The organism is Thiocapsa sp. (assembly GCF_035467215.1).
Taxonomy (GTDB): domain Bacteria; phylum Pseudomonadota; class Gammaproteobacteria; order Chromatiales; family Chromatiaceae; genus Thiocapsa.
In genome coordinates this window covers 1-9,942 of record NZ_DATITZ010000146.1, presented here as the reverse complement: position 1 = coordinate 9,942, position 9,942 = coordinate 1, and the positions used below count along the sequence as shown (strand labels likewise).

General features: G+C 64.8%; 10 protein-coding genes. 3 read left to right on the top strand and 7 right to left on the bottom strand.

Going from position 1 to position 9,942, the window contains the following annotated elements:
* The 3 genes from VLR48_RS08355 to VLR48_RS08345 form a co-directional block, all read right to left on the bottom strand.
* The coding region (locus VLR48_RS08355; protein WP_325291339.1) for a hypothetical protein at positions 1–542 on the bottom strand (542 nt) is incomplete at its 3' end.
* A gap of 129 nt (positions 543–671) precedes the next feature.
* Complete coding sequence (locus VLR48_RS08350; protein ID WP_325291340.1) at positions 672–1,643, bottom strand: SLAC1 anion channel family protein; 972 nt, start codon at positions 1,641–1,643, stop codon at positions 672–674.
* 20 nt (positions 1,644–1,663) lie between these two features.
* On the bottom strand, positions 1,664–1,804 hold the full coding sequence (locus VLR48_RS08345) for a hypothetical protein (RefSeq protein WP_175534618.1): 141 nt from the start codon (positions 1,802–1,804) through the stop codon (positions 1,664–1,666).
* Positions 1,805–2,176: 372 nt separating this feature from the next.
* Here VLR48_RS08345 and rraA point away from each other — a divergent pair, with 372 nt between their 5' ends.
* From rraA to VLR48_RS08330, 3 genes are all read left to right on the top strand, one after another.
* A complete protein-coding gene (gene rraA / locus VLR48_RS08340; protein WP_325291338.1) occupies positions 2,177–2,695 on the top strand; it encodes a ribonuclease E activity regulator RraA in 519 nt (172 codons plus the stop codon).
* A gap of 53 nt (positions 2,696–2,748) precedes the next feature.
* The gene (gene aceK, locus VLR48_RS08335) at positions 2,749–4,515 is read left to right on the top strand and encodes a bifunctional isocitrate dehydrogenase kinase/phosphatase (RefSeq protein ID WP_325291337.1); all 1,767 of its coding nucleotides are present in this window, start codon (positions 2,749–2,751) and stop codon (positions 4,513–4,515) included.
* A 127-nt stretch (positions 4,516–4,642) separates the two neighbouring features.
* Positions 4,643–5,701 (top strand): thioredoxin family protein, encoded by a 1,059-nt coding sequence (locus tag VLR48_RS08330; RefSeq protein WP_325291336.1) that lies wholly within the window; start codon positions 4,643–4,645, stop codon positions 5,699–5,701.
* Between the two features lie 81 nt (positions 5,702–5,782).
* Here VLR48_RS08330 and VLR48_RS08325 read toward each other — a convergent pair whose 3' ends face one another.
* From VLR48_RS08325 to VLR48_RS08310, 4 genes are all read right to left on the bottom strand, one after another.
* Positions 5,783–7,603: a DUF2207 domain-containing protein gene (locus tag VLR48_RS08325; RefSeq protein WP_325291335.1), complete on the bottom strand. Its 1,821-nt coding sequence runs from the start codon at positions 7,601–7,603 to the stop codon at positions 5,783–5,785.
* On the bottom strand, positions 7,600–8,151 hold the full coding sequence (locus VLR48_RS08320; protein ID WP_325291334.1) for a LemA family protein: 552 nt from the start codon (positions 8,149–8,151) through the stop codon (positions 7,600–7,602). Before VLR48_RS08320 ends, VLR48_RS08325 begins: the two co-directional genes overlap by 4 nt.
* A 52-nt stretch (positions 8,152–8,203) precedes the next feature.
* The gene (locus VLR48_RS08315; RefSeq protein WP_325291333.1) at positions 8,204–9,052 is read right to left on the bottom strand and encodes a lytic transglycosylase domain-containing protein; all 849 of its coding nucleotides are present in this window, start codon (positions 9,050–9,052) and stop codon (positions 8,204–8,206) included.
* On the bottom strand, positions 9,049–9,942 hold an 894-nt coding region (locus tag VLR48_RS08310; RefSeq protein ID WP_325291332.1), incomplete at its 5' end, for a hypothetical protein. The genes VLR48_RS08310 and VLR48_RS08315, both read right to left, overlap by 4 nt.

Sequence of the window (9,942 nt, the reverse complement as noted above, 5' to 3'; positions counted from 1 at the left end):
CGCGCCGCGTCGAGCGTGCTCCCGCCGACCGGGAAGCGCAGCTCCGATTCGGTCAGCGTCACCAAATGGCCGCGCTCGGTCGGACGCGCGCCGAGACGCGCAAGGTCATCCTCCAACCGGTCCGTGGCGGATGCTGCGCTCACGGCAGCCGCGTTGCCTTCGGGCGCGGCCGGTACGTTGGTCTCGGCGAGCATCCCGGCCCGACGTTCCCGCTGCTCCGAAACGACGAGCGCGAACGCCGCCTGCTGCTCAGCGACTGCGACCAGCTCCTGCTCAAGACGCCGGATCTTCGCTTCGGCATCGGTCAGACGCGCATTCAGCACACCCGGATCGGGTTGCGCCTCTGCCTCGACGGGTGCGGAGATCGGCGCGTCTGACGCCGCGACCTCCAGGACCGCAACCGTCTCGGTCGCCGCCGGCTCGGTTGCCGGTGTCTGCGGCCCGCGGAAATAGGCCAACAGGATCCCTGCGGCGAACGAGAGGATCAGAAAAACCAGGGCATAGATCGGATTCGATTTCACCGCGGGGGCGACGTCGGACATGATGGTTCCTCGATGACGGAATCGGTTCGAAGGCTCGGCGACGGAAGAAGGGGCCGGCCGACTCGGGAGATGATCGGGGTATCGGGACGACGGATTCGCAAACCCGCCGCCCCGTGCCTGCCGATGGCGTCAGTGACCGGGAACGCAGATCCCGTTACGCCGTACCGCAATGGCGGTACGTGCCAACAACAAGGCGACGATTCCGGTCAGCAGGGTCAGGAGACCGAGCCCGAGATAGCGGTAGAGATCCTGCCCCGTGCGCTCGAACATCAGCAGACTCGCGATGCCGATCGCCGCCAGCGGAAAGGAGTAGGCCCACCAGGACAGAAAGAACCCGAGCTTCAGGAATCGGTTTGCCTGCGTGAACAACAACAAGGTCAGAAAGAGACCGATGAAATAGAGCACGCGCGCAAAGGCATCGAGCTCCCCGGCCAGCCGTGAATAGGCAATAAACCCGACGGCGGGCGGCGCGATCAGGATGAAGAGCGTCGGCATCAAACGCTCTTCGATCGGGTGATGAAACAGCACCCGGTAGAAGATGATCGTCATCAGGATCAGCCAGAAGAGCATTCCGGTACTGAAGAAGAACCAGGAAATATCCTGATATCCCAAAGGCACTCCCGCTACGGGCACCAAGACGTTGCCGACCGCCGGGATGAACCAGGCCGGATTCATATGATGCACCTGAAAGTGCTCATGATGGATCCAGACATTCACGACATAGAGTGTAAAGACCAAGTGAAGGGCCGTGCCCGCCATCCAGAGTGCCCGACTGACGTCAGTCATGACCGGCAGAAAGGCGATGGACAGCAGGAGCAGACTGATCGAGATGGTCGGGAAAAAATTGAGCTTGACCGGATGGCGCAGCTCTTGGATCACGGCGTGCCGATACAGGGCGATCTTGGCCGTATACAACAGCATCAAGACCATGAAGAGCGCGCTCGTGACGCCGATCAACCAGGGGGTGATACCCAAGTCAAGATCGAGGACCGTCTGAGCCTTTTCCCATCCGATGGTGAGGCCCGACAGGCCCATCACCATCGCGAAGAAGGAGATCGGAAAGTGCTCCAACCGACCGGGTTGCTGATTTGGAGTTTCCATCATGCTCCCGACATTTTCGCTCAAAGAACCGACGGCATGGGCATGAACAAGAGCACGGCGAGCATGGTCGTCGTCGCGAGCACCGGTGCCCACAACCAATAAGGTTTGGCTGCCGCTGCGGTGTGTGTCGAGCGCGTCACGGTCCGGGTCTGCTGGGTCATGGTCTGGCTCCGAGGGTGCGTCGGGCAGTGTCGCCGAGCGCGTCGGTCTTCGCGACCGAGGCACCCGACGACTGCTCCGGGAATGAGGTTGATGGGCAGTCTAGGCATCGCCGCGGCAGGATGCATTGACAAATCTCAGACTAGACAGGTCAGGTTTAGCGTGCGGCGCCGCGAGCGGATCGTCGATTGAGTGTGCGCCTATCGCAAGACAGCGTCCCGAGCGGTCGATGTCCCTTTATGGGCGGACACCCTATCGGCGCTCTCGCCGCGGTCTCCGTCACGGGGATCTCGCAGGGCGTCGAATCCGGCGAAAGATCCCGGGTGCTCGGTATATACTCGGCGCTCCTCCGACAGACCCGCCCGCGTCCGCCCATGCCTACAGAGTCCCCATCCGCTCCGCACGACCTCGACTTCAAGACCGCTGACCTCTCCGATCGATACGACGCGCATGTCCGCATCTGCGATCCGCTCTTTCGGGATTTCGGCGGCCGGATCCGCTTCTCCGGGCCGGTCGTGACGGTCAAGTGCTTCGAAGACAACACTCAGGTGAAATCGACCCTAGCCGAGCCCGGACACGGCCGCGTCCTCGTGGTCGATGCCGGGGGCTCCATGCGCTGTGCGATGCTCGGAGACCTGATCGCCGCCGGTGCAGTGGAGCATGGCTGGGCCGGGGTCATCCTCTGCGGATGCATCCGCGACAGTCGCGACATCGCCGCCATGCCGTTGGGTGTCAAAGCATTGGGGACACATCCTCGCAAGAGCCTCAGGCGTGGCGAAGGGCAACGGGACATCCCAGTCACCTTCGCCGGCGTGCGCTTCGCTCCGGGTGATCAGGTCTACTGCGACGAGGATGGCATCCTGGTGGCCGACGGGCCGCTGGATCTCGATTAGTCTGGACCAGGCGCGGCCGGGATCGATCCGAGTCGGGGCAGCGAGGTAAAACGATGGCATGGACCGAGGCGAAACAGATTGCCGAGGCGATCCTCGACGGATTCGGGCGTCACTACAGGCTTTTCCGCGAGATCACCGGCAAGGCGCGGGACCGTTTCGAGGCGGCGGATTGGCCGGCGGTTCAGGCGGCGGCGCGCGAGCGCATCAGCTACTACGACGAGCGGGTCGGCGAGACGGTGGCCCTGCTGCGCCGCGAGTTTCATCTGCGCGACCCGACCGACATCCTGTGGCGCCGGGTGAAGATCGAATACTTGCGCCTCCTGCCGCTGCACCACCAGCCCGAGCTGGCCGAGACCTATTACAACTCGGTGTTCTGCCGGCTCTTCGATCGGCGTTATTACAACAACAGCTACATCTTCGTCTGGCCGATGATCTCGACCGAGCACCTCGAGGCCGAGATCCCGATCTTTCGACCCTACTACCCGGCACGCGACGGCTTCGCGCGGGTGATCGCCCGCCTCCTCGGCGACATGGGTTTTCAGCGTCCCTTCCGAAATCGCCGGCACGACATCCGCTGTCTGATGCGCGCCGTGCGGGACCGTTTCCCGCGCCGACGCGCACTGCATCAGAACTTCCAACTCGCCGTCCTCTCCGAGCCCTTCTACCGCAACAAGGCGGCCTACATCATCGGCAAGGCCATCAACGGCGCGGACCAGATCCCGTTCGCGATCCCGATCCTCAACGACGAGGGGCAAGAGGGCGCGCCCGGCGGACTCTATGTCGACACACTGCTCTCGGGCGGGGATGAGATCTCGGATGTCTTCAGCTTCTCGCGCGCCTACTTCATGGTCGACACCGAGGTCCCTGCCGCCGTCGTCGATTTCCTCCGGCCTTTGATTCCGCATAAGGGCAAGGCCGAGCTCTACACCGCCATCGGCCTGCAGAAGTTCGGCAAGGCGGAGTTCTATCGCGACTTCCTCAAACATCTGAGGTATTCGGCAGATGATTTCGTGGTCGCGCCCGGCATCCGCGGGATGGTGATGTGCGTCTTCACGCTCCCCTCGTTCCCCTTCGTCTTCAAGGTCATCAAGGACCGTTTCCCGCCGCCGAAGGAGATGACGCGCGAGACCGTCAAAGAGAAATACCAGCTCGTGAAGCTGCATGATCGCGTCGGGCGGATGGCCGACTCCTGGGAGTATTCGCACGTCGCCTTTCCGCGTCACCGCTTCTCGGCGGCCCTCATCGAGATGCTGGAGACCGATTGCGCGAAGAGTCTCGAATCCGACGGCGATCAACTCATCATCAAACATCTCTACATCGAGCGGCGCATGTCGCCGTTGAATCTCTATCTGCACACCGCCGACGACGAGGACATTCGCCACGCGATCGGCGAATACGGCGACGCCATCAAGCAGCTCGCCGCGGCCAACATCTTCCCCGGCGATTTTCTCTTCAAGAACTTCGGCGTCACGCGTCAGGGCCGCGTCGTCTTCTACGACTACGACGAGCTGTGCTACCTGACCGAGTGTCGTTTCCGCGAGATTCCGCCCGCACCCTACCCCGAGATGGAGATGGCCGAAGAGGTCTGGTATAGCGCGGGTCCGAACGACGTCTTCCCGGAGGAGTTCGAGACCTTCCTGCTGACCGACCCGCGGATCCGCAAGGTCTTCCGGGAGCTCCACAAAGAATTGTTCGACCCGGCCTGGTGGCGGGCGCGTCAGGAGCATATCCGGGCGGGCCATCTCGAGGATGTCTTTCCCTATCCCGAAGAGCGGCGTTTCGGTTGCCCGGACCGGGTCGCGCCCGATCGCGACGGGTAGGAACCTCGGCAATCGCCGGCCATCTCAAGCACAGGCGCCTCGGCGCCGGAGCCGCATGACGAGAAGGGGAACCGTTGCGCACTTCCGCGCCCGGCAGCCCCGGCGCACCGCAGAGGAGACTGGAACGATGAAGACGCCTTCGATCGGGATACATCGCCTGGCCTGGAGCCTGCTGCTGCTCGGCACGCTCGCCGCGGCCGCAAGCGACGGACCCTCCGAGCTGGCCCCCGGGATGCAGAACCCCGGTTATCACGAGCAGCCCGAGTGGTTCAAGGCGTCCTTTCTGGATCTCCGCGAGGACGTCGCGGAGGCCACCGCACAGGATAAGCGCCTCGTACTCTATTTTTATCAGGACGGTTGTCCCTACTGCGCCAAGCTGTTGCAGGAGAACCTGGCCGATCAGTCGATCGCCCGTCTGATGCAGGGGAATTTCGACGTCGTCGCCATCAATCTCTGGGGTGATCGGGAGGTGACCGGCTTGTCCGGCGAGTCCACCACCGAGAAACAACTCGGCGCGGACCTCAAGGTCCAGTTCACACCCACGATGCTTTTGCTCGACGAGGCCCGGCAGGTCGTTCTGCGGATCAACGGCTACTTCCCGCCCCATCGCTTCAAGGCCGCACTTGCCTATGTCGCCGAGCGGCGCGAGCAGTTCGGCGAGTCATTCGCCGACTATGCCGGCGGACTCGAATCGGCCCAAGCCAAGGGCACCTTGCATAAGCAGGGCGGGTTCCTGACGACCCCGTTCCGACTCGCGGAGAATCGCGATGCCTCCATGCGTCCTTTGGTGGTGATGTTCGAGCAGCCCACCTGTCGGGACTGCGACGAGCTGCATGAGGACATCCTCAAACGTGAGCCGGTCGCCTACTCGCTGAGCGCCTTCGACGGGGCAATCCTGGATACCTATTCGCGCGACCCCGTCCAGACGGTCGACCGCCGCGAGATCCCGATCCGCGACTGGGCCGCGGAGCTCGGCATCAAGTACACACCCAGCCTGGTGTTCTTCGATGCCGCTGGACGCGAGGTCTTCCGCACCGAGGGTTACTTCAAGTCGTTCCATATCCACGGCGCCTTGGATTATGTCGCGACAGGTGCCTACCTGTGGGAGCCGAGCTTCCAGCGCTATCTTGCCGCGCGCCGCGAGGCCCTCGCCGAGTCGGGGATCGAGGTCGATCTGATGGATTGACCTCGGGCATGGCGCGTCGGCGACCCTCGGTCGCAACCGTAGTTGGTGGACAAGCGCAGCGCAGTCCCTACGGCGCTTGTCCTACCGCCCGCGCCCTCCACCGCCACCACCACCGCCGCCGGACGAGCCGCCACCACCGCTGCCCGAGCTGCTGCCGGGCGGTGTTGCGGAGGACGCAATCTGACGACTCAAGGTCTGGCCGAGCGATCGGCTCATGCGCGAGAGATCCCCGGCGCTGCCGCGGCCTCGATACCAGGATATGCCCCCTGCGGCGGCCGCCGCGGCCGCGGCGCCGACGGCAAGGGTGAACTTACGGGTCCATGCCTCTTCGACATCCAGCGCCAACGCATAGGGCAAAAGCGCCTCGTAGCGCTCGGCATCCAGAACGGGCGGCGCATCGCTGCCCGGTCCGGGGAGCGACCTCAACTCGTCGCGCTCGGCGACACTCAGATAGAGCTTCAGACCCTCGATCCGGTCAAGCAGCCGCCGCCCCTCGGTGGTCGGGGCCTTCAGCAGCCAAGCAAAGAGGATATGGGCACCGACGGCGAGCCCGAACAGGACGAGCATGGCCGGTATCCCGTCTCCGCCCGCGACCATCCAGGCCAAAACACCGTAGAGCACGGAGAAGGCGATCCCTAAACCGAGCTTGCCGCCGTTGGTGAGCAAAAAGCGCGGGCTGTAGAGCTGCGCGAGGCTCTGTGTGTGGCCGCTCTGTGCAGGCCCGACCCGATCCGCCTGCTTATTGGTCAGCACCAGCTGATCGCCCTTGGCGAAGAGCAGTCGGAGCAGGGTCGCTTGACTCGGGGTGAGCGCGGCCGGATCGGCGCCGGGCAGGCGCTCGAGCCGCCACGCGTCGCGCCAACCGGCCTTTTCCTGATGGATCACCACATGACCCTTCACCGCCGTCTCAACCAGATCGGCGGCAAAACAGCGGTGGTCGTAGCCCATCCGGCTCAGATAGCGCAAACCCGCGGGCGAATGTCCGTCCGGGGGCCGGTAGTGCGGAAAGATCGGGCCGGCTTGCGGATCGCGCCCGACGCGCCACCAGGTAGTCCCGTAATAGGCGAGCAGCAGGATGAGCCCGACCAGAGCGACCAGCACACCGCGATTGTCGTACAGCAGCCAGGCGAGACGCCGGGCATCCGTCGGCTCCGCGATCAGGCCTTTCGGGAAGCCGGCCACGATGGTCAGGCCCTCGGCAACGCCCAAGGGTCGTGTCGTCGCGAAGCGGAGCTCGTCGGGCGCGACGACCTCGGCAACCAGGTCTCGACCGACGGCCCCCTGAGGCCCGGTATAGCCCTCGGCCGTGAGCTCCGCGATCGGGACCTCGGCGGGAAGCCGCACGGTGGCGCTTGCCGCGAGGATCGGAAAGATCCAACCGGTGCCGGTAACGTTCCAATAGAGCTCGTCGTGGCCCTCGAAGAAACCGAGCTGGCGGGTCGTGCGATAGCGAATGCGGTAGGTATAGGTCGCCGGGACAGCGAGAAAATCGTCGTTGCCGGTGTTGATCTCGACGCCGTTGGAGACGCGCTCGATGAACTGGGGCTCAGGATTGCCGTCGCGCTCCACCCCGAGCAGCTCGAAACCGACCCGGACCTGGTTGCCGAGCCGGTCGCGATAGCGGGTCGGAAACTCGCGTACGATGCCGCGGCGGATCTCGCTGCCCTCGGCGCGAATCGCGATAGTCTCGGTCACCTCGAGGCCGCCGTCGGGCTGGATCGAGAGATCGCTGTGGAAGGAGAGGATCTCCTCCGCAGCACCGGCCTCGGCGCTGAGCCCGAGCAGGAGCATGGGCAGGAGCAGGAGGCCGAGGAAGGATCGGACGAACGCCATCTTCAAGGTCGGCGAATCCTTTGCGTAAAGCACGGCGCGTTCAACTGTCGGCCCCGGGGTCACGCTCATGTCTCGCCCTCGAGTCGCGGTGCCGCGCGCTCGGACTCGCGGGCCAGATAGAACTCTGCCGACGCGAATCCGAACAACCGGGCAATCAGCAGGTCCGGCACCTTTTGAATCCCGTCGTTCAACTCGCGCACGGCGCCGTTGTAGAAACGGCGCGCGTATTGAAGATGCTCCTCGACATCGACGAGATCGCGCTGAAGGCGCAGGAAGTTCTCGCTCGCTTTGAGATCAGGATAGGCCTCGTCGAGCAAGATCAGCCGGCCGACCGACTGCTCGAGGGCCGCCTCCAGGGTCGCCAGCTCGGCGGGGCTTCGCGTCTCGATGGCACGCGTACGCAGCGCCGCAACGGCCGCAAAGAGCGTCTGCTCATGCGCCGCATAGCCGCGCACGGCCTCGACCAACATGGGGATCAGGTCGTGACGCCGAGTAAGCTGAACGTCGATATCGCTCCAGGCCGCGCGGACGCGATTGCGCAGACGCACCAAGCGATTGAAGACCCATAGACCCCAGCCGAGCGGGATCAGCAGGAGTGCCGCAAACCCGTAAAACATGTGCCGAGACTCCTCCCGAGCGATGCTGACGGAGCGCCGTCCGGAACCGGAATCAGGGCCGACCGGTCGCGCCCAGCTCGAACATCGGCTTACTCTCCGGGCCCACTTCGTGAAGGGCCGGATTAAGACGCCGCAGGTCGAGTGTGGGCTTGACCTTGAGCGACAACAGCGACGGATCCAGATACTTCTTCATCAGGCGCCTCGCCTTGCCCAAGTCGCGCGTCCCGCGCAGGGTCCGCACCTGATTCAAGGCCACCTGGGTCGGCGCAGTGCCGCCGTTGCGGCGGTAGTAGGTAATCACCGCCTCGGTATAGTTGAGCGTTTCGAGATAGGTCACCTGGCTGTTGGTGCGATCGACCACGCCCTCCCCCGCGTTGTAGGCCATGATGACCCGACCGTAGTCGTTGTCGTACTTGCGCAGCAGACGCTTGAGATGACGCGTGCCGGTGTCGAGGTTGATCTTGGGGTCGAAGAGGTCGGCGACCGAGGTCACCCCGTAGTCCGCCGCCGTCGGGGGCATCAATTGCATCAGCCCGACCGCACCTGCGCGGGACACGGCGTGGGCGTTGTAGTTCGACTCCGCAGCGACGACCGCGCGGACCAATTCCTCCTCGACACCATGTCGCGCGGCGACCGCCGGGATCATGGCGATGACCTCCGCACGGCTCGGACGCGGTCGGTTCGGCGCGGCCGGCAACGCGCGCTTGACGGGGGCAGCCTCGGCGGGCTTCAGGGAATCGGCCTCGATCTTGGCTGATTCCGTGCGGGCCTGCGGCGTCTCGGCACCTTCCGTCGAGGCGGATTTCCCGGCCAAGGTGCCCCAGGAGACGAGCGGCCAAAAGGCCAGCGCCAGAAACGCCAGGCGTCGGACCTGCTGTCGATCGGCACTGAAGGATGTCATGACCCGTCCACCACTGAGGTTGCCGAGAACGCGCCCGTCGAATCGGCCCGAGCGACCCGGGGCGGATGACCCGCGCCACGTGGCCGGGGACCCAGATAAGGCTCCAGAAGATCCGCCACCTGCTCGATGCCGGTCGGCTCCACGGCAGGCGGTCGATCGGCGGTGCGCAACGCCTGAATCGCCTCGCCGAGGTGTCCCGCCAGGAGATCCTCCCGCGTGATCTCGCGTGTCGGCATCCGCGCTGCCAGCCAGGGTATCAAGGCGGCTTCCTCCGGCCAATCGCCGCGTTTGACATAGAGAACGGGAATCCGGTTCACGGCCGCCTCGGAGTAGGTGCCGTAGCCGGGCTTGCACAGCATGAGATCGCAAGAGGACATGACGTCCGGTACCCGCAGCCCCAGGGAGGAAATCGCGGTCGCGTCGCGCCTCGGCCCCGCGGGCAGATCCTGAGCCAACCAATGGACCTGGTCCTGCTCGGGCCATACCGCGAGCGAATCGAAACCCTCGAAACCACCGAACTGCATCAGGGCGAAGGGACGATCGGCGGGCACGCCGCAGCGGGTCCGCAACTCCTCGCGGCGGTCCGGATAGCAGCTCGCGATGGGGCCGACATCGATCGCATTCGGCAGCCAGGACATCGGCATCGAGGGGGCCGGTCGGATGAAACGCTCGGCCGCGGCATAGACCGCCCGCATTCGCTCCATCACAGGTGCGGGAACCTGATCGGCCACCGGGCTCTCGAGCAGGATGTCGTACCAGTTGAGCGAGCAGAGTGCCACCGCCGGGATGCCCGCCCGCCGCGCCGCATCGAGCGGCAGCCAGGGTACATCCGCCAAGACCAGGTCAGGCGCCGCTCGGCGCAACAAGGAAATCTCGCGCTCCAGCCGCCG

What these genes read in the sequence shown, in the direction of transcription:
- rraA (WP_325291338.1), top strand. Translation starts at nt 2,177, where the DNA reads ATGCCTACAGAGTCCCCATCCGCTCCGCACGACCTCGACTTCAAGACC.
- VLR48_RS08325 (WP_325291335.1), bottom strand. Translation starts at nt 7,603, where the DNA reads ATGAGCGTGACCCCGGGGCCGACAGTTGAACGCGCCGTGCTTTACGCA.
- VLR48_RS08350 (WP_325291340.1), bottom strand. Translation starts at nt 1,643, where the DNA reads ATGGAAACTCCAAATCAGCAACCCGGTCGGTTGGAGCACTTTCCGATC.
- VLR48_RS08330 (WP_325291336.1), top strand. Translation starts at nt 4,643, where the DNA reads ATGAAGACGCCTTCGATCGGGATACATCGCCTGGCCTGGAGCCTGCTG.
- VLR48_RS08345 (WP_175534618.1), bottom strand. Translation starts at nt 1,804, where the DNA reads ATGACCCAGCAGACCCGGACCGTGACGCGCTCGACACACACCGCAGCG.
- aceK (WP_325291337.1), top strand. Translation starts at nt 2,749, where the DNA reads ATGGCATGGACCGAGGCGAAACAGATTGCCGAGGCGATCCTCGACGGA.
- VLR48_RS08315 (WP_325291333.1), bottom strand. Translation starts at nt 9,052, where the DNA reads ATGACATCCTTCAGTGCCGATCGACAGCAGGTCCGACGCCTGGCGTTT.
- VLR48_RS08320 (WP_325291334.1), bottom strand. Translation starts at nt 8,151, where the DNA reads ATGTTTTACGGGTTTGCGGCACTCCTGCTGATCCCGCTCGGCTGGGGT.